Annotated in this window: 22 protein-coding genes and 1 pseudogene; 11 read left to right on the top strand and 12 right to left on the bottom strand. The window is 52.5% G+C overall.

Going from position 1 to position 22,395, the window contains the following annotated elements; all coding sequences use genetic code 11:
* Window positions 1-62: 62 nt before the first annotated feature.
* The 6 genes from EBB79_RS22375 to EBB79_RS22350 form a co-directional block, all read right to left on the bottom strand.
* The gene (locus EBB79_RS22375; protein WP_127751262.1) at window positions 63-1,007 is read right to left on the bottom strand and encodes an energy transducer TonB family protein; all 945 of its coding nucleotides are present in this window, start codon (window positions 1,005-1,007) and stop codon (window positions 63-65) included.
* On the bottom strand, window positions 1,004-1,393 hold the full coding sequence (locus EBB79_RS22370) for an ExbD/TolR family protein (RefSeq protein ID WP_127751261.1): 390 nt from the start codon (window positions 1,391-1,393) through the stop codon (window positions 1,004-1,006). The genes EBB79_RS22375 and EBB79_RS22370 overlap by 4 nt, the downstream gene beginning before the upstream one ends.
* Before the next feature lie 10 nt (window positions 1,394-1,403).
* Window positions 1,404-1,745: an ExbD/TolR family protein gene (locus EBB79_RS22365; RefSeq protein ID WP_127751260.1), complete on the bottom strand. Its 342-nt coding sequence runs from the start codon at window positions 1,743-1,745 to the stop codon at window positions 1,404-1,406.
* A 31-nt stretch (window positions 1,746-1,776) separates the two neighbouring features.
* The gene (locus tag EBB79_RS22360; protein ID WP_127751259.1) at window positions 1,777-2,436 is read right to left on the bottom strand and encodes a MotA/TolQ/ExbB proton channel family protein; all 660 of its coding nucleotides are present in this window, start codon (window positions 2,434-2,436) and stop codon (window positions 1,777-1,779) included.
* Window positions 2,433-2,726: a hypothetical protein gene (locus tag EBB79_RS22355; protein WP_238705161.1), complete on the bottom strand. Its 294-nt coding sequence runs from the start codon at window positions 2,724-2,726 to the stop codon at window positions 2,433-2,435. The genes EBB79_RS22360 and EBB79_RS22355 overlap by 4 nt, the downstream gene beginning before the upstream one ends.
* 173 nt (window positions 2,727-2,899) lie before the next feature.
* Window positions 2,900-4,888 carry a TonB-dependent receptor domain-containing protein gene (locus EBB79_RS22350; RefSeq protein WP_127751257.1) on the bottom strand — a complete coding sequence of 663 codons (1,989 nt, stop codon included), beginning with the start codon at window positions 4,886-4,888 and terminating at the stop codon, window positions 2,900-2,902.
* Between the two features lie 236 nt (window positions 4,889-5,124).
* Here EBB79_RS22350 and EBB79_RS22345 point away from each other — a divergent pair, with 236 nt between their 5' ends.
* The 4 genes from EBB79_RS22345 to EBB79_RS22330 are packed head-to-tail and all read left to right on the top strand — an operon-like array spanning window position 5,125 to window position 8,923.
* Window positions 5,125-6,180 (top strand): hemin-degrading factor, encoded by a 1,056-nt coding sequence (locus tag EBB79_RS22345; protein WP_127751256.1) that lies wholly within the window; start codon window positions 5,125-5,127, stop codon window positions 6,178-6,180.
* Entirely contained in the window at window positions 6,180-7,049 is an 870-nt protein-coding gene (locus EBB79_RS22340) for a heme/hemin ABC transporter substrate-binding protein (RefSeq protein ID WP_127751255.1), read from the top strand. The genes EBB79_RS22345 and EBB79_RS22340 overlap by 1 nt, the downstream gene beginning before the upstream one ends.
* Window positions 7,049-8,125: a FecCD family ABC transporter permease gene (locus tag EBB79_RS22335; RefSeq protein ID WP_127751254.1), complete on the top strand. Its 1,077-nt coding sequence runs from the start codon at window positions 7,049-7,051 to the stop codon at window positions 8,123-8,125. Before EBB79_RS22340 ends, EBB79_RS22335 begins: the two co-directional genes overlap by 1 nt.
* A 12-nt stretch (window positions 8,126-8,137) precedes the next feature.
* Complete coding sequence (locus EBB79_RS22330; RefSeq protein ID WP_127751253.1) at window positions 8,138-8,923, top strand: heme ABC transporter ATP-binding protein; 786 nt, start codon at window positions 8,138-8,140, stop codon at window positions 8,921-8,923.
* A gap of 111 nt (window positions 8,924-9,034) precedes the next feature.
* Here EBB79_RS22330 and nadC read toward each other — a convergent pair whose 3' ends face one another.
* The 3 genes from nadC to nadA are packed head-to-tail and all read right to left on the bottom strand — an operon-like array spanning window position 9,035 to window position 12,430.
* Entirely contained in the window at window positions 9,035-9,883 is an 849-nt protein-coding gene (gene nadC, locus EBB79_RS22325; protein WP_177627903.1) for a carboxylating nicotinate-nucleotide diphosphorylase, read from the bottom strand.
* Window positions 9,880-11,448: an L-aspartate oxidase gene (locus EBB79_RS22320; protein WP_127751251.1), complete on the bottom strand. Its 1,569-nt coding sequence runs from the start codon at window positions 11,446-11,448 to the stop codon at window positions 9,880-9,882. The genes nadC and EBB79_RS22320 overlap by 4 nt, the downstream gene beginning before the upstream one ends.
* Before the next feature lie 10 nt (window positions 11,449-11,458).
* A complete protein-coding gene (gene nadA / locus EBB79_RS22315) occupies window positions 11,459-12,430 on the bottom strand; it encodes a quinolinate synthase NadA (protein ID WP_238705160.1) in 972 nt (323 codons plus the stop codon).
* Window positions 12,431-12,599: 169 nt separating this feature from the next.
* On the opposite strand from nadA, the gene EBB79_RS24600 reads away from it, so the two are divergent.
* On the top strand, window positions 12,600-12,743 hold the full coding sequence (locus EBB79_RS24600; RefSeq protein WP_164860893.1) for a hypothetical protein: 144 nt from the start codon (window positions 12,600-12,602) through the stop codon (window positions 12,741-12,743).
* A 196-nt stretch (window positions 12,744-12,939) separates the two neighbouring features.
* Here EBB79_RS24600 and EBB79_RS22310 read toward each other — a convergent pair.
* The 3 genes and pseudogenes from EBB79_RS22310 to EBB79_RS22300 all read right to left on the bottom strand — a co-directional run bounded on the left by EBB79_RS22310 (window position 12,940) and on the right by EBB79_RS22300 (window position 16,685).
* Window positions 12,940-13,740 (bottom strand): annotated as a pseudogene (locus tag EBB79_RS22310) (crotonase/enoyl-CoA hydratase family protein).
* Window position 13,741: 1 nt separating this feature from the next.
* Complete coding sequence (locus EBB79_RS22305; protein ID WP_127751249.1) at window positions 13,742-15,886, bottom strand: acetate--CoA ligase family protein; 2,145 nt, start codon at window positions 15,884-15,886, stop codon at window positions 13,742-13,744.
* Between the two features lie 16 nt (window positions 15,887-15,902).
* A complete protein-coding gene (locus EBB79_RS22300; protein WP_127751248.1) occupies window positions 15,903-16,685 on the bottom strand; it encodes an enoyl-CoA hydratase/isomerase family protein in 783 nt (260 codons plus the stop codon).
* 98 nt (window positions 16,686-16,783) lie between these two features.
* Between EBB79_RS22300 and EBB79_RS22295 the strand changes: the two genes are divergently transcribed.
* The 6 genes from EBB79_RS22295 (at window position 16,784) to EBB79_RS22275 (ending at window position 21,845) form a co-directional block, all read left to right on the top strand.
* Window positions 16,784-17,683 (top strand): MurR/RpiR family transcriptional regulator, encoded by a 900-nt coding sequence (locus tag EBB79_RS22295; protein ID WP_127751247.1) that lies wholly within the window; start codon window positions 16,784-16,786, stop codon window positions 17,681-17,683.
* 993 nt (window positions 17,684-18,676) lie between these two features.
* Window positions 18,677-19,525, top strand: a complete 849-nt coding sequence (locus EBB79_RS22290) for a carbon-nitrogen hydrolase family protein (protein ID WP_127751246.1) — start codon at window positions 18,677-18,679, stop codon at window positions 19,523-19,525.
* Between the two features lie 662 nt (window positions 19,526-20,187).
* Entirely contained in the window at window positions 20,188-20,448 is a 261-nt protein-coding gene (locus EBB79_RS25090; protein ID WP_127751245.1) for a nucleotidyl cyclase domain-containing protein, read from the top strand.
* Window positions 20,449-20,475: 27 nt separating this feature from the next.
* Window positions 20,476-20,943, top strand: coding sequence for an adenylate/guanylate cyclase domain-containing protein (locus tag EBB79_RS25085; protein WP_127751244.1), 468 nt, complete (start codon window positions 20,476-20,478; stop codon window positions 20,941-20,943).
* On the top strand, window positions 20,883-21,176 hold the full coding sequence (locus EBB79_RS24590; RefSeq protein ID WP_164860891.1) for a hypothetical protein: 294 nt from the start codon (window positions 20,883-20,885) through the stop codon (window positions 21,174-21,176). The genes EBB79_RS25085 and EBB79_RS24590 overlap by 61 nt, the downstream gene beginning before the upstream one ends.
* Before the next feature lie 84 nt (window positions 21,177-21,260).
* Window positions 21,261-21,845 (top strand): hypothetical protein, encoded by a 585-nt coding sequence (locus EBB79_RS22275; RefSeq protein ID WP_127751243.1) that lies wholly within the window; start codon window positions 21,261-21,263, stop codon window positions 21,843-21,845.
* Window positions 21,846-22,395 lie beyond the last annotated feature (550 nt).

The following is a 22,395-nucleotide window of genomic DNA, read 5'->3' as shown; positions in this document are numbered from 1 at the left end:
GCAACCTGAGATATGCGAAATGATAGACTTCGTCTTGTAGGTTGTCGCGCAATCGGTGAATTCTATTTTCCCCTGATTTCGATCGAATAGCTGGTTCGTGCGCCTGACGGTGGCGGCGGGAACGGAGCTGCACGGTGGACTTGAGAAAGTGCAATGCGATCCAGCCGAGCCGAACCGGAACTGCGTGTAACATGCGCCCCGGATATGGTTCCGTCAGAAGCTATTTTGAACGAAATGAGTGTCTCTCCCTTGATGTTAACCCGCTGACGTTTCGCCCGATGAATTTTGCGTTTGATCACGCCGGGATAATTACTGACAGCGGCATTGCCTTGCTCCCGAGCAGTGCTTGGTTTGCTTCTGGCTTGTCCCCCCGGGCTGTTGTTTTGCCCTTCAGCTGTGCCCTGGACCGCTGAATTTGCACCATTACCCCTTGGTTTTGGCTTGGGTTTCGGTTGCGGCTTGGGTTCAACTACAGGTGATTGAGCCTCAGGTTTTGGAGGCACTGACGCTCGCTCGCTCGCCTGTTCAATGTCTTGTTCGGTCCGTAGTAACGGGCGAAGTGAATGGGGATCTGTGGATTGCACACTTGCGGCTGGCTGGACTGCCTGCAGAGCAGGCGCCGTGTCGACAGGCAACGGGTCATGCAATTGCGATGTGTTTGTCAAAACTGGCAATGGCTCAACTTTAGTCGGCTGTCCGACAGGTTTTACAACCCCATGTTTTGAAATCTCGCGCCTTGGTTCAACGTTTTGATTTTCAATGTGGGGCGTCAAAGGAGGAGTTCGTGAAGTTTCGTTTGTGTCTGGAGCATCGGTGATGTCTTGCGGCTCTTCTGGTGTTTGGGTCCCTGCCACCATGTTGGTAAAGGAGTTTCCTTGTGAGGCCAGAGCTGTGTTTCCACCTCTAATTTCAACGGGAGTGCTGCCCTGCATGAACACTGGAGCTGTATGCGCTGCTGTGGCTATAACCAGCGCGATTATAGCAACGCTTCGCGACTGCGGTGTCATTTCAGCCCCTTTTCCGACACCAGCATCACCCGATCAGCACCACCCTGACGTAATAAATTTCCCAACGCCACTAGCTGTTTGGCCGGTAACGCGCGATCTGGAACAATACGCACCACTTTCAAGTCATCTGAGGAGAGGGTCGACAGAAAGGTCGCGGCATCCGGAATGTGTTCTCCTTGCAAGGAAAACTGACCGTCGGCGTGAACCACCAATGTGTCAGGCGGTTCGCGCCCCTCCAGCCCGGTTGTTTCAATCAACTGAAGTTCCTTGTCCAAGGGCACTGCCAATGTGCCTGCGATCATGAAAAACACCAGCATTAGAAACACGATGTTGATTAAAGCGATCGTTGGTTCTTTTTGACTGGCAATAGGCTGCTTGACGCGCATAATGCCGACCTCAACTCAAAATCATTGTCTGCAGACCTTTGACCGACCGCAAGCTTGTCAACAAGTCCACCAATCTTTGTGACGACGTCTCATCATTGAGATTGATCAGCACCAGATGCCTGCTGCCATCTTTCGCCAGGGCCTCTACCAAACCGGCAATAAGGTTCATGTCGACGTTTTGGGCATTCAACATCAAACTGTCCTCGCCCAGCGAAACAAACAGCATCAAACTGTCCTCGCTGCCACTGCCACTTGCTGCGTTCATCAATTCGATTTCAGAGAACTTTGAGAAGGTTGAAGTCAGCATGAAGAACAACAGCAGCAAGAATATTACATCAATCAGCGAAGTCATCGACAGGCGCCGACGCATGAGGCCTTTTAATTTAACTGCCATATGCTGCTCGCAATTCTTCCACTTCGGTAACTACAGTGGAGGCCGGTGCAAAAACCACGCTCAGCGCGCGGTTTGCAAACACCCTTTCACGCTGCATGCGGGCGGTAAGCCAACTCAGAACCATGGATGTTGGCATCGCCACAGCGAGCCCGGCTGCTGTTGTAAACAAAGCCACCCAAATCCCGCCAGCCAACATTGAAGGATCCACTGAAGACCCTGCCGCCTCCAGTTTCTTGAAGGCTTCAATCATGCCCAGTACTGTTCCGAACAGCCCTAACAACGGGGCCAATTGAGCAATGAGGTCAAGGGTGCCCAATCCCTGTTCCAGCCGCGAGAACCGCGCCTCGGCTTCGGCTTCGGCCCGATCCGACAGTGTCACGCCGGGTTCGTGGGTGAGTGCCATATGTAACACCGGGGCCAGATAGGATTTGGTTTGCCGCAGTTTGGCCATGGCTTGAGCGACATCGCCTTTGTCCCAAGCTTCAACTGCAAGGCTCAACTGCTTATGACGTCCAACACGGGCAATTTGGTACTGCCATATTTTGTACAATACCAACGCCGTAGCCATCACCGAGGTTGCCAGCAGAACCAATACAACCGGACCACCAAGATCCAGAATCTGCAACAAAGCCGATTGGATCACGATCATCCTATCAGCTCCATCTTGGTAAGACTGCGCAAGATCAAACCTTTGTCACACGCGCCTTGAGGTAGTCCTTCACCCTCACAGGTGTCAGCCCCGTTGATCAAGACCCGACCGATGTCACTGCAGGCCAGACCTTCAAATTGAAATTGGCGCACCCGCATCCGTCCGGCAGGCAAGTCTTGAAAGTCCAACAGTGTCAACTTAGCGACCTGCCCAGCGACATCAAACAGCACTGTCTCATAGACCGAACTGGCAATGTCCTGATCGTGACTGTTTTGAACTACAAAAGACAACCGGCAGGCTTTTCCTACCGCTTCCGTTGCACTCAACTCTATCGAGACAGCAGGAGGGTTTATCGTTTCGGAAACAGCTGCCGTACCAACCATCCCCAACAGCGATATAGCTGTTAGGGTTCTCCATTTACGTATACCAAGTGTCATCGGGTACCTTTCGGGCTATCAGTGGATCAGAAGGTTTTTGCCATCGTCAACTTGAAGTTCCGACCCGGAGCCACGCGGGTAGACAGCTGCGACTGATATGTAGCGTCCAGAATATTCTCTACGCCAAAGCGGAACTCGGCGCCTTTGAGAGCACCAGTTTGTGGCCTGTATGTTGCCCTTAGGTTGTTCACACCATACCCAGCCAGTGCAACGTTGCCGACACCTGTGGTAGCGCGTGCTGCCACAAGTTCCCAGCTGACATCAAACGCCTTGCCGAAACGTTTTCCGAGGGTTAAGCGCGCAGATGTCTCTGGCGCGTAAATCCAGTTGCTGCTGACACCGGCACTGTCTTTCGAAATTCCATCGGCGCTGGTCGCATTGAAGTCGGCATAGATTCCGCTGGCATGGCTGTAGGATGCTTCGAGTTCGATCCCTTTGACGTCAATATTGGCGACATTGGAGTATGAAGTGACATCCCAAACATAGGTCTGGTAGATATTCGCTTTCACTTGCAGGGCATCACCTGTGGAAAACAGATCGCCCTGGGTATAAGAAACACCACCTTCATAGGTGCGTGATTTTTCCGGTTGGGTCATAAAAAGCGGCGTACCGAGGTCGTCAATGATCGGCATCATCTCGGTATAGGCTGCGCTGGCAAACACGGCAAAGCCACTGTCAAATTCGTATCGCGCCGACAGGCCACCCATCAGTGCGTCATTGGAATATGAGGCATTGTTAGGGGCCGTATCATCTTCGATGTCTTGGATCTCGTAGCGCAATGCGGGGGTCAGGGTTAAGTTCTGGTTGATCAGGATCTCGTCCACAGCAAACAGCGCAATACGTTTGTCTGATCCTCCCGGAGCTGAAGGTGCATCCAGCCGGTCGCGTTGTGAAAACTCTACGCCAGCTCGTAGATTGTGCTCCACCGATCCAGTCAGGAAATAGGCAGTGTTTTTGACCGTCAACTTGGTCGTTTCATAGTTGTGATCCGCATCCACGACAGAGAAACATCCGAATGGAGCAGACGCGGGGAGGCAGGTCTGGTCGATCGCCTGTTCAGAACGTGACAGATTGACACTCACATCGATGAGGTCGTTCCCATTTGGGTTAAAATCATATTGCAGAACCGCTATTTTGCTGTGGGTCGTGCGGTCAACGTTGCCAAAAGATCCACCTGTCGTACCAAATGTATCATAGGGTACGTCTTTTTCGTCGGTGGTGCTGTCATTGTACGAGAGGGTAATCGCATGGGCATCGTTATCGCCAAAGGTATAACGACCCTTTACCAGATAGGACGGCATCCGGAATTTGCTATTTGGTATTTCAGTTCCGTCCGCTGATTTGTAATTATCTTGATCTCGGACTGTATAGTTGAACAGGAATTCCAAGTTTTCAGTTGGCTGCCAGGCACCAATTGTCGAGCTTGCGAAACCTTTACCATTGGTAGTTGCCTCAAGCGTTTGACGTAAACGCACACCAATTTCGCCTTCCGTGAAATCTGACGCGTTTTTCGTCTCTAGCTGGACAACACCCCCAATCACACCAGAGCCAAATTCAAACGATCCAACTGTGCCACGGATCACGGAAACTTCGCGGTAAAGTTCAGGATCGGTGAACAACTGGTTGCCGATACGATACAGTTCTTCAGCTCCGGTGGTGGCTCCATCGACCACGACCAACACCTTGGAATCTGTCCCGTAAGTGCCATTTGCACCAAAACCACGAATATTGATCCCAGATCCCTGCGGAGTGTTTCCGTTTACCAGTGTAACGCCGGGAACAGAATCGATCAGTTCTGCAATTGTTCCAGCCTGACGGTCGTCGATCTCCTCTTGGTTGATCACTGTGGTCGCGGTAGCTGTGCCAACCTGCACTTCGCGCTTGCTGTCACCCAACAAAATGACACCGAGGAATTCCTCATCGACATCCTGGGCCACTGCCAGCGTTGCATTAATCATCAAGCCAAGGGCCGAAACGGTCCCCAATAACTTGCGTCCAAGCCTATGCCTACGCATCTGCTGTCCCTTCACATCCATTCTATACCGAATGCTCGCAAAGGTGCTGGCGCGGTCTTATTGTTGTTCTAGTTGTGGAAATTCATTTTCCGACTTGAGTCTGATAGTAAAGGTGATAAAAACAGTCAACATTAAAAGCGCCTTGCTGTAACTCTACAGCAGCCAGCCTCGTTCTGCCAAAGTTGCGGACCTCTCAGCCAGCTCATCACCCACTATAGCCAATTGAAAGGGCTAACATGAGCAATCTGGCACAACTGACACCGGCAGAAATCCGACAGGCACGCAGCGATCATGCAAACCTGCGTGATCGTGATTTTGCAGAAAAACTAAACATTCGCGAAGGCCAGTTGGTTGCTGCTTATGTTAGTCACGACGTGACCCGCATCGCAGCCAGCCCCGATGACATTATGCCCCGGCTCAAGGACCTGGGAGAGGTGATGGCTCTGACCCGCAACCGCTCTTGCGTGATTGAAAAGGTGGGTGTTTACGACAATTTCCATTCCGGGCCGCATGCGTCGATGATCTTGAACGATGAAATCGACCTACGTCTGTTCGGTCGACATTTTGTCTCGGCCTTTGCTGTTGAGCGTAAGACCGAGAGCGGCATTAAGCGATCGATTCAGATTTTTGATGCTGCGGGAGATGCTGTCCACAAAATACATCTGCGCCCAGACTCTGATCTAAATGTTTGGACCCAACTGGTGGCGGACCTGAAGTTGGAGGACCAAGATCAGGTTCTAAGGGTTTCTCCGCGCAAACCGGTTGACGGTGCCAAGACCAACCCAGAAAAGGCTGACCAATTACGTGATGAGTGGGCCAAAATGACCGACACCCATCAGTTCCTTCGTTTAGTGCCAAAACTAAAAATGAACCGCCTAGGCGCCTATCACATCGTTGGTGAGCCCATGGCGCGGCAATTGGCGACGGATGAGGTCAACACTATGCTCAATGCGGTATTGGATCAAAACGTCGAAGTTATGATTTTTGTTGGCAATATGGGCTGTATCGAGATCCACGCGGGACCAATCCAGAACCTGCGCGAAATAGGGCCATGGCAGAATATTCTAGACCCTGGATTTGATCTGCATCTGCGAATGGACCACATCGCCGAAGTTTGGGCTGTGAATAAGCCAACAAAGCGCGGTGCGGCGATGTCCGTTGAAGCTTTTGATGCAGAGGGCGGCATTATCTTTCAGGTATTTGGTCGTCGTACAGACGCACAGGATCATCGGCCAACATGGGACAGTATCGTCAATGCGCTGAGTTCTGCGCAGGTGAAGGAACCAGCGTAATGTCGATGTTTTCTCGTCTTTACATCACATCAAGCCTGCTCATTGTGGCTATGATGGCAAGCCATATGGCCTTGGCACAGCCCGCGAGTCGTATCGTCACTGTTGGCGGGTCAGTGACCGAAATTGTCTATGCACTGGGTCAACAAGATCGACTGATTGCGCGAGACAGCACGTCTTCTTATCCCGAGCAGGTCACCAAATTGCCGGACATTGGGTACGCCCGTGCGCTGTCACCTGAAGGCGTATTGTCGGTTGCGCCTGATCTGATCATAGCCATCGAAGGGGCCGGTCCGCCGGAAACAATCGACGTGCTACAGTCGGTGCAGGTCGCTTATGTCTCGGTGCCCGAGATCTTTACCGCTGAGGGCATAGTGACCAAGATCCGAACTGTTGGCGCCGCTGTGGACCGGGTGCAAGACGCCGATGTTTTGGCTGAGCAAGTTGCAAACGAACTATCCGAAGCTCAGGATGCAGCTCTTCAGGCGGCAGGCGGAAACCCCAAGAAAGTGTTATTTATACTGTCCACACAAGGTGGGCGCATTATGGCAGGCGGTAGTAACACCGCAGCAGATGGCATTATCCGTATGGCAGGGGGCATAAATGCCATTACGGCATTCGAGGGATACAAGCCTTTGACAGATGAGGCCGTGGCCATCTCGGCTCCTGATGTGATCTTGATGATGGACCGTGGTGGCGATCACGGTTTGGCAACTAAAGAACTCCTCTCGATGCCTGCGCTGATCCCGACACCTGCTGCTCAAAATGGCAATGTCCTGCGTATGAACGGGCTGCATTTACTCGGATTTGGTCCCCGTACCGCATCTGCCATCACCGAGCTCAGCCGGGCACTCTATGGTGAGACCAACTGATGTCACTCTCAATCGAAGTGCCCCAGCAACTTTCTCTTCCTGTCGATCGCCGCGTTCAGGCCCGACGACTAACTGTAATTCTGATTGCCCTCTTGGCCGCGACATCGCTTTTGTCATTGGCGTCGGGGGCAACGGGTACATCATTATGGGGCGCGCTTGCTGATCTTGTCGCTGGGCGTGAGTTGTCGCGCCTGGATCGCATCGTCCTGTTTGATATTCGTTTGCCACGATTGTGTCTGGGCATATTGGTTGGAGCCTCTCTGGCTGTTTCGGGCACGGTGATGCAGGGGTTGTTTCGCAACCCGCTCGCTGATCCGGGTATAGTAGGTGTCAGCGCGGGCGCCGGTTTGGCGGCAATCAGTGCAATTGTGCTCGGTGCCCTTTTACCGCCCGTGCTGCGCGACCTAGTTGGCAATTACCTGGTCCCAGTTTCGGCTTTTTTCGGCGGCTGGGGTTCAACATTAATCCTATACCGGGTTTCAACCCGACGCGGACAGACCTCGGTTGCAACCATGTTGTTGGCGGGCATCGCCCTTGGTGCGCTGGCCGGAGCCCTTTCCGGCATTCTCGTCTATGTGGCAGATGACAATCAGCTTCGTGATCTAACGTTCTGGGGTATGGGGTCACTGGCTGGTGCAACCTGGACCAAGGTTTTGGCAGCCACCCCGATCGTTTTGGCGGCACTGGCCGTTACCCCATTTATTGCACGGGGGCTGAACGGCCTGGCATTGGGAGAAGCTGCTGCTGGTCACATAGGCATTCCGGTGCAAACGGTTAAGAATACATCAATCTTAACTGTCGCCGCCGCCACGGGTGCTGCCGTTGCTGTTTCAGGTGGCATTGGTTTCATCGGCATTGTGGTCCCGCATCTGTTGCGACTGGCCACAAGTCCTGATCATCACAGCCTGCTGCCCAATGCTGCGCTGCTGGGCGCTAGCCTTCTTTTGGCAGCGGATATGATTGCACGGGTGATCATCGCTCCAGCCGAACTTCCAATTGGTATAGTAACCGCTGTCTTAGGGGCGCCAGTCTTTCTGTGGATCTTGCTAAAACGGCACGGTGCCATAAGCCTATGATCGGAGTGTCACGTGCAAGCTTTTGACATCGAAGTGGTCTTTGGGAACAGTCGCATTCTGCATGGGGTAGACTTCACTGCCAAGCCGGGTGAGATCACTGCCATAGTTGGTCCCAATGGATCAGGGAAAACCACACTCCTGCGCGCCATGACAGGGGAAATTCCTCATTCGGGTAAAGTGCTCCTGAATGAGGAAAATGTGGCAGGCATGAAGCCCTGGCAGCTGGCTGCTATCCGTGGGGTACAACCGCAAACAACCAATATCGCCTTCCCTTTTACGGTGTTTGAAATAGTGCGTCTTGGCCTTTCAACTGGTCTGGCGGCGGCAGAAGGGGACTTACCTTTAAGAGCACTGGATAAAGTTGACCTGTCGGGATTTGGCAACCGGATGTATCAGGATCTATCGGGGGGCGAACAGCAGCGAGTGCAGTTGGCGCGCGTCCTGGCGCAGATTTGGCAGCCAGTGATTGACGGAATGCCAAGGTGGCTAATTCTGGACGAGCCAGTTGCCAGTTTGGACATTGGCCACCAGTTCACCGTTATGGATCTCACCCGCGATTTCGCGGCCCGCGGAGGCGGAGTGGTTACGGTCATGCATGATCTGAACCTGACCGCTATGTTTGCTGACAAAGTGGTTCTTATGCAGAGCGGCCAGATCGCGGCGCAGGGAAGCCCGAAAGAGGTGTTAACTGATGCAAATCTGGCGCTGACTTATGGCTGCCCGCTGCCGGTCAACACGGCTCCGCATGACGGCACCCCCTTCTTGTTGCCTCAGGCACGTCCTGCACAACCTATCTAAGTTTGCCTTGGTGTCACTATGGGAAAACAAACCGAATATCAGGTGAAACGGATCTGTTGCATTCATCTGTGAGGGCACCAGCCTGCTATTTTTGGGCCTATGACCTGAGCTTTAGAAATCGAGGCCAAGATCGACTGTTTTGGCAGAGTGGGTCAGTGCCCCGGCAGAGATATAGTCCACACCGGTCGCCGCAATCGCCGATATTCTATCGATTGTCACATTGCCTGATGCCTCAGTTTTCAGACGCCCGTTGACCATGTCGACGGCTTTTTTCAGCGTCTCATTGTCCATATTGTCCAATAGCACTACGTCTGCGCCGCCTAGTTCAAGTACCTCAGCGAGCTGCTCCAGCTGATCAACCTCTATTTCAACTTTCATCATATGAGAGGCTGTTGTCCGAACCGCACTCAACACGTTGCCCACGCCGCCGGCTGCGGCAATGTGGTTGTCCTTGATGAGAATGGCATCGGACAGCGAATAACGGTGGTTGAAGCCACCCCCATGCAAAACGGCCTGCTTTTCTACCAGTCGCAGACCGGGTGTCGTTTTGCGCGTGCAGGTAATGCGGGCACAGGTGCCTCTGGTGTTTTCCACAAAAGCTGCAGTCATAGTTGCAATGCCCGACAGCCGCCCGGCAAAATTTAAAGCAACCCGTTCGCCACTCAGGATGGAACCCGCGTTTCCCGAAATCTCCATCAGGGTCTGACCTTTGGTGAAAGTCATCCCGTCTGGCACCAGGCACTTGATAGTGAGGGCAGGATCAACCAAGCGAAAGGCAATTGCAGCGGTTTGCATGCCTGAGGCAATCCCGGCCTCTCGGGCAATAAGCCGCGCAGAATATCTAGTGTTATGCGGGACAACAGCACGGGTTGTCACGTCGCCATAGCTGCCAAGATCTTCCATCAGGGCATTGCGAATGATGGGTTCAAGGATAAGGTCCGGGAGGGGCGCAAAGCTCATAAGCAGGACTCCAATTCATTTTCGCGAAACTGCAGGGCTTCGTTCAGTGTCATTGTTCGACGGTGGCGAAACTCTTTCGACGTTTCAGGGTAGTCAGAGCGGGCATGGGCCCCCCGGCTTTCTTTGCGCTGAAGGGCTGCCGCCGCAATAAGCGTTGCGGTGGCGCACATGTTTTGAAAACTAAGCGACGGCTTGTTGGCCTCTTCGAGAACCCGAATGGTGCGCAAAGCTTTACGCAACCCGGCCTCATCTCTCACGACACCAACCAGATCGGACATGATTTGACGCAGCATCGCCACCGCGTCCGGACCTATTTCGCTACCACCTGGCAAAAAACAGAATTGAACTAACACGTCCGAGCCGGAGGCGGACACTGATGCCTTGATGTTCTTTGCGCAAATGCGTGCATAGACCAGGGCCTCAAGCAATCCGTTTGATGCCAGCCGATTTGCGCCATGCAGGCCAGTGGATGCTGCTTCGCCGCAAGCCCACAGATTGCCCAGAGACGCGTGGCCATGCTGGTCTGTCGCAATACCACCCATATGATAGTGCGCGGCGGTGACAACCGGGATCGGTGCATTGACCGGATCAATGCTATTTATAAGGCAAGCCTTTGATAAAGCCGGATAATCATCAGTAATGCGGTCACCAACTGCTGCGCGTGTGTCCAACATAGGGCGATTTCCGGCCTGTGTCTGAGCGAATATCGCGCGCGCAACTACATCTCGCGGTGCGAGTTCCGCATCAGGATGAAGGTTGACCATAAAACGTTTGCCGTGACGATTAATCAACACGGCCCCCTCACCGCGCAAGGCCTCAGTCGCCAGAGGTGTGGGGTCTTGCGCAACGTCGATTGCCGTTGGATGAAACTGGACGAATTCGGCGTCTGCAATTTCAGCACCGGCACGGGCTGCCATACCGATGACTTGACCGCAAATTCGCGCGGGATTTGTGGTTTTTGCGTATAGCCCGCCAGAGCCACCACCGGCTAGCAAATACGCGCTGCCACGAATTGTAACCGGCGTAGATCCTAGTGCATCCGATTTTTGAACAACGATACCGCAGACACTGCCATGCATGGACTCCAGCTCGACCGCCATGACGCCTTCTATAACCTGAATGGATGGGGTGGATCTGACTTGTTCGATTATGGCGCGCATGATTTCTGCACCAGCCAGATCGCCCTTGGCCCGGACCACGCGCGCGAAACTGTGGGCTGCCTCTTTCGATAGGACATATTTTCCCGAAGGTGTCCGATCAAACGGCGCTCCAAGTGTCGTCAGATTTAGAATATGTTCACGGGCTGCACGGGTGACGTTTTCTGCTACAGCAACATTTACAATCCCCGCACCGGCGCGTGCTGTGTCATCCTGATGCGTCTTGGGGCTGTCCTTTGGGTCCATCGCTGCAGCGACACCGCCTTGTGCCCAGGCCGAACTTGCCCCTTGGCCCAGCGGTTCCGGGGATAAAACCAGCACCGGGCGCGGCACCAGATTCAATGCCGCATATAGCCCGGCAAGGCCTGCCCCGACGATGACGATGCGATCTGTGGCTATCTCTTGCACGTGAGAACCCTCAGAGGCCAAGCTCGCGGGAAAGATCAATCATGCGCGTCACCGATTTCCGGGCATCCCGCGCGATTTCTGTGTCCACTTCGACCTGATTGGACATTGTGTGCAGCACGTACAGGATATTCTCCAGCGTGATTTTCTTCATATAAGGACAAATATTACAGGGCTTGGCGAACTCAACACCGGGAAGCTCATCCGCGATGTTGCTCGCCATCGAGCATTCCGTGACCAGCATCGCCTTTGATGCGCCGTTTCGCTTGATCCAATTTACAATGCCTGACGTGGAGCCAGTGAAATCGGCCTCGGCAACGACTGCAGGTGTGCATTCAGGATGCGCAATGATTTTCGCATCTGGCTCATGCTCGCGGTAGGCGCGCAGCTCATCTGCGGTGTACAGTTCGTGAACAACACAAGAGCCGGGCCAGTAAACAATTTTCTTCTTGGACAGATTGGCCACGTTTTGCGCCAGATATTTGTCGGGTGTCATAATGACTGTATCGCTGTCCATAGCGTCGACAATCTGAACGGCATTGGCTGAGGTACAGCAAATGTCGGATGCGGCTTTCACCTCCGCTGTAGTGTTCACATAGGAAACGACAGGCGCGCCTGGGTATTTTGCACGCATCTGCGCCACTCCCTCGGCCGTTATGCTCTCGGCCAGCGAACACCCCGCGTCCATATCCGGCATCAGCACGGTCTTATCCGGGCTCAGGATTTTTGACGTCTCCGCCATGAAATGCACACCGCACTGTACGATGACGTCAGCGTCAACTTCTGTCGCCTTGACCGCAAGCTGCAGACTATCACCGACAAAGTCCGCCACGCCGTGAAAAATATCGGGCGTCATGTAATTATGCGCAAGGATAACAGCGTTGCGCTCTTTCTTGAGTTGATTGATGGCCTTCACGTATGGCGCATAGATCGACCAGTCAGGAGGCGAAACCACACGGGACATCTTGCCATAGAGATCGCTCATCGAGGCCGCAAGTTTCGGTGATGGATCGAGATCATAACAATGATTGAGAACGGAGCGGAAAGAGCCTGTGTTTAGCAATGTGCGTTTCCCAGAGTTGGTTTCGCCCGATTCGATACAGGGTTTAGGCTAGGTAATCCACAGGGTTTTCGACTAAAATTAGGACCTCAGAATGGAGGTTGATATCACTAGGGAAACCCCTTATTTTATTGGGAATAAAGGTTGTTTGTGGACCAATGATTTATACCTTTTGCGACTGCTGAAAAGCGTAAAATCAGGGGCTGAAAATTCGGATAAAAATGGCCTGCGGGTATGATAAGATCACGGGGTCTTCTGATAGGCAGCAGCCATTGTTCAGGGGGCATATCCACCAGCTTCCATCGGCCCTTACCCCCGCGTCAAAACAAAAATGCTGCCATTGCGTTCAAAAAGAACAGGTGAGTTAGGGCCTCGTCAACAATGGTCCTTTTCATACATGCGGGTTATTGCGCTCGCATGTTCTGGTCGACTGATTACTTGCCGGTGAAGTTGGCGGGCCGTCTTTCCAACAATGAATCAACTGCTTCAGTGTGATCCTCAGTTTGGTGACAAGCACCTTGATAGGCCGCGGCCAGTTCCAGAAGTGAATCAAGGCGGGTGTTTTGCCCTTCACGCAGCAACCGTTTTGCCATCCGAAGCTGACGAGGTGGATTTAGCGCTATTCGACCGGCTAAATCGAGTGCCTCATCCAGCAGTGCTTCGGGTTCTACCACTTTTGAAACCAGACCCCATTCCAGGGCTGTTTGCGCACTTACAGGTTCGGCGGTAAAGGTCATTTCAGCCGCGCGCGACAAGCCAATTTGACGTGGCAGCAGCCAAGCACCGCCATCACCTGAAATCAGGCCCACACGCACAAAGTTTTCTGCAAAAGTTGCACGGGTCGACGCAATACGGATGTCGCACAGGCAAGTCGTGTCGCAGCCTGCACCATAGGCCGGGCCATTGACCGCAGCGATCAGTGGCACTTCGCATTCCCACATAGCTTTGGTGACGCGTTGAATGCCACGTTTGTAGCTGTCTTTGGCATCCACTGCATCACCGCCAAAGATCGAGGATTTTTCCTTCATATGTTTGAGGTTCCCGCCAGATGAAAACGCTTTGCCTTCGCCTGTTACAATCGCACAACGTACAGATTGATCAGCATTGATGCGGTGCATTGCCTAGACAATTGCAGTGCACATGTCCGCATCTGTCAGCGCGTTGCGGGTATTTGGCATGTTGAAAGTCAAGGTCACAACATGACCGTCTTGTTGGTACAAAAGTTTGTCGGTCATGTTAGTCGCCCTTTGAGTTTAGGATCATACGCGCATCAACAACGTCGTAGCCGTCATTGCGTACAATCACCGGATTTAAGTCGATTTCTTTTATTTCGGGATGAGCAAGAGCCAGCTGAGACACTTTCATCATCAAGTCCTCTAAGCTGGTTTTGTCGACTGGCACGCCACCGCGAACACCGTCTAGAATGTTGCTGGATTGAATTTCTTCAATCATTTCACGTGCGTCAGCTTGGCTCATTGGCAAGGCTCGAAAGGCCACGTCTTTCAACACCTCAACAAAAATGCCACCAAGTCCAAACATCATCACCGGGCCAAACATTGGATCATGAACCACACCAATGATGATCTCGACACCGGATTGGGCCATGGGCGCCACCAGAACCCCATGCACATGGGCGTCGGGATTATAGGCGCGGGCATTGGCAAGTATCTCTCTGTAGGCGGATCGCATGGCGCCTTCACCCGAGATCTTCAGCATGACGCCACCAGCATCGGATTTGTGCAAAATATCATGGCTGACAATCTTCATCGCCATCGGCCCATTGCCCAAAACCTCGACCACTTTGGCCAAGTCATCTTCGGTGCGCGCCAAGAACTGTCCGGGTACGTTTACGCCATAAGCTGCCAGCAAATCCTTGGCTTCATGTTCGTAAAAGGCCGCGCGACTTTCTTGTGTGATCTTCGCCAGAATATACTTGCCTTCGGCTACTGGGCCATCAGGCATTACAAGTGGCGACGCTGCATTGCGACTACGGGCGTTTGCATAGGCGATGAGCTCGGATGTACAGCGCACAGCGGGCTCAGGCCAGATAAATACCGGAACACCGGCATCTTTCAGGAGCTCGATCGGCTTGGTGCGCAACGCCGCATAGACGCTTTGAACCAAAAGAGGTTTGCCGTATTTTGACGACAATTCAGAAATGCGTTGCGAAGTGTCCAGCTCGTTACCCAGAAGGGCAGGGTTAAAGCGGGCAGCAAACCCGCCATACATGCCAATGATCATCAGAATATCGACGTTATTGTCAGCTAGGATCACGTCGGCGCAGTCAGCACAAACAGAGGGGTCCTCATCTGTGCCACCCGCCACGTCGACCGGATTGGTCAAAGAGGCTGCGACAGGCAATAACTGTCTCAGTTTTGCAATGGTCTCAGATGATAATTCAGCCAACTCTACGCCTGCATCAACTAAAGCATCCACCGTCACAGTGGCATGGCCGCCGCCGTCCGCCAGAATGGCGACGCGGCCGCCTTTGGGGACTGGCAATTTGGACAAACCTTCGGCGATTGACAGAATTTTGTCGGACTGTTCAACAACTGTGGCTCCAGCTTGTCTCAGCAATCCCCGGGTTAGGGCAAAACTCGACGCGAGTGACCCTGTATGCGAGCTTGCGGCAACTTGACCCGCTTCGGTACGTCCAGATTTGTAGATGATAACCGGTTTTTTCTGCGTAACCTTGCGGCAGGTGTCGAGAAACGCACGCCCTTCCTGAAAACCTTCGACGTAAAAAACTGGTGCCTTTGTGTCGTCATCATCACCGAAATATTGCAAGTAATCGGCCAGGTTAAGGTCCAGTTGATTGCCAACCCCAACATAGGACGAAAACCCAAGCCCTCCCCGCCGTTTTGCTTCGGTGGCTAAGGCCAGCATCATGTTTCCCGACTGTGAACAGATGCCGATATTGCCGGGTTCTACGTCTTGGACACCTACCAAGTTCATCTTATTGTGCAGGTTGAACAAGCCATTGGTATTTGGACCAATAACTCGAACATTATTCTTTTGCGCGGCCTGCAGTGTTGCTTCTGCGATGGCCTGGCCATCAGGCTCCGCTTCGGTGAAGCCCGCTGCCAGAACCACTGCGCCGGGAATATTTTTGGTGCCACATTGATCAAGAATGTCAGGCAGGCTTTTGGCGGGTGTGCAGATCAAAGCCAGATCAATATCCGCGTCCACATGAAGCACGGAGGTGTATGTTTTGAAGCCTAAGATTTCGGACGCTTTCGGATTGATGGGATATATCGCCCCTTCATATCCGTCCGCGTGCAGCTTGCGGATCGCCTGATTGCCGCGTTTTGACGGATCGTTGGACGCGCCAATAATCGCAACAGAGCGTGCTTTCAAAATAGTGTTCAATGCAGTGGTCATCAGGTGATCCTCTTGATTACTTGCCCGTAAAAACTGGGGAGCGTTTTTCTGCGAAGGCATTGACGCCTTCTTGCCAATCTTCGGTCAGCATGCAGGTGCGCAAGGCATCGAGCTCGGTGATCAAACGTGCATCGTAATTTCGGTGTGCATCATTCAGATTCTCTTTGGCAAAGCGTAAGGAATACGGGGCCTTGCTGCCTATCTCACGGGCAAATTCAGCGACTTCTGTCTCAAAGGTATTATCGCTGAAAGCACGTGTGGCGAGACCAATCCTGACAGCTTCGGTCCCGTCTATGCGACATCCCGTCATGATCAACTCTTTCGCTTTGGCCAAGCCAACTAAACGAGGTAGAATTTCCGTGATGCCGCCGCCAACGTGGGTTCCAATTGAGATCTCCGGGAAACCAATCTGGGCGCTTTGCTTCATTACAATGAAATCTGCCGAACAGGACATCTCGGCGCCTGCTCCCAATGCAAAGCCATTCACTGCAGCAATGATAGGTTTAGGAAATTTGTAGATCCGTTCGCAAACGTCATTACTCCGCTGTAAGTACTCCCGCTTTTCCAGCTCAGTGCGGGTTCCAGAACCGTGTTCTTTCATGTCCGCCCCGACACAGAAGGCCCTTCCTTCACCGGTCAGCACAACCGTGCGCACATCTCTATCTTGTTCCGCTTCAGTCAGCGCAGACAAAATGTCTGAGTAAAATTTGGACACCACTGCATTCAGCCTGTGTGGACGGTTGAATCGGATTTCGGCCGTTGGGCCCGATTTACTATAGATAATGGTTTCATAGGTCATGGAGTTCCCTCTCGTCTCTGGACAATTGGACAAGTAGAGAAAAAACACATACCCTTCGATTTAGTTTTCAAAAACATATGTTCTTTATGGGGTGACACATGAACCCGAACCTGAAATCCGACATTTCACGACGTCTGGTAGCAGAGGTCGACAGCCTTCCACCCCGTTTACAGCAAGCCGCCAAATACATAGTCGACAATGGCAATGAGTTTGGCATGGATACCATCCGGGACAGTGCGGAGAAAATGGGTGTCAGTTCGAACTCATTGGTAAGACTTGCAATTCATCTGGGCTTCACCAGCTTTGACGAATTGCGTGAACCATTCCGTGCGTCGCTTGTGGCACGGTATGACGCGTCCAGTGGAGAGGGATGGATCGACCGGCTGTCTGAAAAAGGTACCTTTGGGCATGCCCATGCCCGGACGGTACGAAATGAAGTCGACGTCGTAATGCAATCACTTCGCTTTCTGTCCGCGGAAAAGGCTGACGCCGCAGTGGCCATGTTGATCGAAGCGAGGAATGCTTATGTCACCGCAACGCGCGCCACTTACTCCTTGGCTTATTATTTTCACTATGTCGGCCGTATGGCACTTCCGAACTTGCATCTGATCCCTCGCCATATGGGCAGTCCGGTTGATGAGATGATTACAGTTGGAAAAGAAGATGTGCTTTTGGCGATTACCTTTCCACCTTATAGCGCCGAGACAATAGCGGCCCTTCGGCTGGCCAAGCGCAATGGAACAAGGGTGATACTAATTTCGGATTCTGAACTGATCGCCCCTAATATCAAGGTGGACCTGTTTTTGAAGGTTTCTTTGCAGTCCCTGCATCACTTTAGCTGTTTCGCCGGGGCGATGGTGGTTCTGGATAGTTTGCTCTTTCATTTGGTCAGTCAGGGTGGAAAAGAGGCACAGAACCGGATTTCTAGCTATGAATCCCTGCGCGAAGATTCGGGGGCTTACTGGAAAGCCAGGGTTCCTAAGATCCACCGAAAATAGCTCTCAGATCCATACAATAAAATCCTTCGAGCAGCCGAACACTACAGAACATGCACCCCGTGAACTTCACTTAAATTTCTGTATTAAAACATTAATACGAGAATATACTGCCGAGGAAAGTTTCTTCTTGGGTAAGGGGGTCGTATTTTGAACGCGTGCCTTCGGTATGCAAGTACGTTGTGATCTATACCATTTGTTAAATTTCTAACCAATATAATAAATGTAAACATCTTGTTAGGTGGGTATGGGGCCGCCAGCAATGCGGTTCCCAAGAATGTGATGCCGGCAGGGAGGCTCTGCGTCAGTGCCGTTTGGTGTTTGGCGAACGGTCAGAGCGAATGAGAAATTCATGCTACAGTTCAAATTGCAGTTTCGTCAGGCCACGCCGGCGCTCTTTAGGCCGCTCATTATTCTGGGTGTTAACCTTGGCATGGCCATCATTACGCTGCCGCCGGCACCGTTGCTGTAATTTGGTACGCAGGTAACTGAGGTACCCGTAAGCAAAATGATTGCGCCAACCTTTTTTGCTAAGCCGATAAATATCAAAGGGGGGGAGATCCAGACTGCGGCTACTCTCCCGGCCCCACGAAGTCTCGAATTAGCTATCAAAGAGTTCTCACATGTGAAAATTTACGCCACAAGTGTAACATACACATGTTATCGCAGGCTTCCGCCTCACGCAGGGAGACAGAATTGCCATAGGAAACACCGCACGAAATGAACGACTAAAAGAGCTGACACTGCGGCGCAACGGTTATTGCGCTCACCGACAGTCCGGCATCACCCATTGCGTTGGAAACTGACCGGGTGCTGCTAGCCACCAACCGCAGTCCGCTCTTTATTGAGAGCTATGTGGGCACCACTGTTCTCAGCGAAGCGTTGCTTGGTTTTTTCACTATCAATCAGCCAAAGGATACGATTACACGGATCGAAAGGATTGAGGCCGATCGCTTGAGAATGAACGAATACTGGAACAATAAGAAAGTTTAAGTCATGCCCAAATCTGAAACGCTTACACTGTTGGCTTGCCAGATCGACATTCCAGCAATGACAACTGTGGCCGAGCGCGACGCACATCTGTTGACATCGGTTACGAAGGTTTTGGCTAATCTGGACGCATCAGCCAAAACCGTGGATCTTGTGGTACTTCCAGAACTTTCTAGCATCGACTACTCGCGGGACACGTTCTCAAAACTGGATGAAATTGCGGAACCACTGGACGGTGCCTCATTTCAGGCTTGGCGCAAAGTCGCGATCGAATGCGGTGTTTACATATCCTATGGGTTCGCCCGTGCTGGCGAGGGGGGGCCATTTATTTGCGCGGCGGTTGTCGGCCCAGACGGGCAACTGGTTGGGCACTACGATAAAATCCATCTGGCACAGTATGGCGCGTCAATGGAGAAAGAATACTTCAACCGTGGAAATCACTTGTTTTTGTTTGAGATAAAGGGTTTCCGACTTGCGCCCATTATCTGTTATGACATCCGCATTCCTGAACTTTCACGCACCTTGGTGGTCGATCAGAACGTGGACGCAATCTTGCATTGTGGGGCCTATTATCGGGACACGAGCTTCCACACATGGCACCCATTTGCAATTGCACGCGCATTGGAAAACCAAGTTTTCTTTCTGTCGCTGAACCGCGCGGGCGCGACTTACGGCAACTCTCTGTTTTGTTTGCCATGGCAAGATGAAAGCACCCCCCCATTGGAATTTGCCCAGACATCCGAAGAGTTCAAAATAATTACACTAGATCGCGAAGTCCAACGCAAAGCCCGGCGTGACTATACATTTCTGGAGGACAGGCTCGAAGACTATCGGATCGAATTGATTGCAAGATAGGGGCTTGTGTGGGTGCCACAGGGATTTGTAATAACCCCGATCCATTATGCTATGGATGTTGGGGAATTCGGTTAGCATGCTTTCACAGGCTGGGGTCGAATTGGGTTGTGTGCAGAAAACCCTTCTTAGATTCTCAGTCGCCGATTTGGGCAGCAAATGCCGCCCTCAGACGTCTTTCGCTCCAAAATATCGATAGATTGCTGAACGTCAGCATTGCGGAAGCTGCACTGTGGAGCTGGCCAATGACGTGAAAGGCCGCAAATGGCCTTTCTTGACAGTGATGGTAGAGCGAAATGGCCCAATTTCCGCACCAGGTACATTTCAACCTGATGGGTGGAAAGAGTGATTTCTCCACCTGCGCGATCCAAGAATGAATAAACGTAGGAAGCCGACATTCAGACATTCGTGAAGCTGGGTTTCTTTCAGCGACGCTGCAAATCGGCTCTGAGCCCATATCCCCGGATTCTGTACTGCACACAACTCGGCATGAAAACGCAGAAAACTGCCATTGATCCGACGTAACAAATCGAAGGATGGTCAGAAACACCCATATATCTGCGAGTTTGAACTTACTCGCTCGATTGCCTTAAAGCATACGTAATTGGACGTCTGGAGCGTTTCAAGTTACCTTCCGTTCTGATTGAAGGAGGGACTGGCGCACCATGAAAAATTCTCCGACTTCTCGCCGTCTCGCAGCGATCGTTTCCGCGGATGTAGCGGGCTACTCACGTCTGATGGGCATAGATGAGGAAGGTATGCTCGCGGTTTTGCGTGCCCACCGGAGCGAGTTCATCGACGACATTATTTCTGACCATTGTGGACGCATCGTCAAATTGATGGGTGACGGGTTGTTGTCGGAGTTCCCTAGCGTAGTCGAAGCAGTGGCCTTCAGCCTCGAATTTCAGAGCGGAATGGCCCGGTGAAATGCCGACGTACCACCGGAACGACAAATGGAATTCCGCATAGGCATTAATCTCGGGGATATAATCGCAGATGGTGAAGATATTTTCGGAGACGGCATCAACATCGCTGCGCGCCTAGAGGGTTTGGCCGACCCAGGTGGCATCTGCCTTTCTGGGTCGGCCTACCAACAGGCCAGATCGCACCTCGGGCTCGTGGCGGAAGACATGGCGTCGAAGAATATTGAGAGGCCGGTGCGTGCCTACTGGCTGCGCGGGACCAAAAACCGAACCACGCCAAAGCATCGTAGCATCAGGCTCAGACGCTGCCGCCGGTCTTCCTGCATTGGCCATCCTACCGTTTCGCAACCTCAATTGGGACACAGAGACCGGGTTTGTGGCGGATGGAATCTCGTTGGGCATACAGACTTTACTGGTGCAATTGTCTGGCATCTTCTTTGTCAATGCCTGTGCAATACGCCATCGAAGGCGCAGTCCAGAAATCAGGGGACCATCTGAGGCTCAGCGTACAGGTTTCTGACCTCCAGTCCGGCGCGATAATTCTCGCAGAAACCTATGATCGGGATGTGACGGACGTCTTCGCGCTTCAGGACGAAATCGCGATGCGGATTGTGAGCGCTGTCAGCATAAAGTTGACTGGTGGTCATATTGCTCGGGATTTCACTGCTGGGCTCGACAGCCCGAATGCTTGGGAGCATTTGCTGCGAGGGATCAATCACCGCTATCAATAGACGCGGCACGATTGTTTTGCGTCCACTCCGTATTTCGAAGCTCTGGCCGAAGCGAACCCGGACGTCGCCATCGGGCCGTGTTATTTGGCATTTCTCAACTATATGGCAGCGATTCAGAACTGGGTGCCGTCGCGGGAATATGCCTTGGCGGAAGCTCAACGCTGGGCCCGCCGTGGTGTTGCGATCGATGTGGGCAACAACGGGCTCGCCCATGCGGTGATGGGAGCAATTTGCTTTGCTGAACGCAAGCACGGCGAAGCAATGGCATTTGGCCGTACTGGCGTAGCCTTCCGTTCCAGTGGCCCCTTCGCGCTGAGCAAGCTCGGCCAGACGGAAACTTATTCCGGAGACCCCAACAGGCGTATTAAACATATCCGGGAAGGAATGGCAGTGCGGATGCAACAACCGCCAACCATGGTCGGCAATTTGGCCATGGCCTTTCGCGACGCCGGAAAAATTGAACTGTCTATACCTGCAGCCGAGGAGGCGATCCGCATCGACCCCGACTATTTTGATGCGTATGTAACGCCCTGCTCGGACCAAGCAATGAATAGTGATCTGTCTGGTGCTGCGCGGACAGCTGAAAGAATACGCGTGCGTTGTCCAGACTTCTCTGTCTGCGGTTATTTGGATCGCCAGCCTTACCGCAATCCGGCGGTCGCTGCCTGAATTGGCGAGGCGCTCAGTTCAGTTGGGCTTCCGGGATGAACGCACGATGGACTAACGCTGGCTTTCCCGATCCCGCTGATTGGAAGTTAAAAGATTAACTGCAGCGCCACCAAAGATTGCTTGGAGGCATTTACTTTCCACCTAATGGAGATAGTGCACTGAAGAAGTTAAGGTTGACTGTGATGCGGATACCGTCGGGCGTTTCAAACCGTCCAATATTATTGAGTACCGCCCCCTTTATAGCTGCAATGTTGCGCTTTTTTAACGGTCCGGGTCTTTCAGATAGGTGACCCGCCCCATGCACGCAGCTTTGCGGATTATGGTCTCGCACATTGGGTCAGGCGCGAATTCTGCGTTGTCTTTGTGCGGTTCGTCCTTTGCGATTGTGTGAGCAAAGCACCACCTTGAGGCCGACGTTGCCTTAAATCCACGATAGCTCCGCCGCCATTCAGATAGAGACCGTCCACTAGAGTTATGGTTATGAAAGGTGAGCCGTCCATCGACATGTCCATAACGCCTGCCCAATGTCGCAGCAGTTTGAGACGCGAGA

This window comes from Parasedimentitalea marina (genome assembly GCF_004006175.1).
In the GTDB taxonomy this organism is placed as follows: domain Bacteria; phylum Pseudomonadota; class Alphaproteobacteria; order Rhodobacterales; family Rhodobacteraceae; genus Parasedimentitalea; species Parasedimentitalea marina.
The sequence above is the reverse complement of the archived record's forward strand: the minus strand, read 5'-3'. Positions and strand labels throughout refer to the sequence as shown.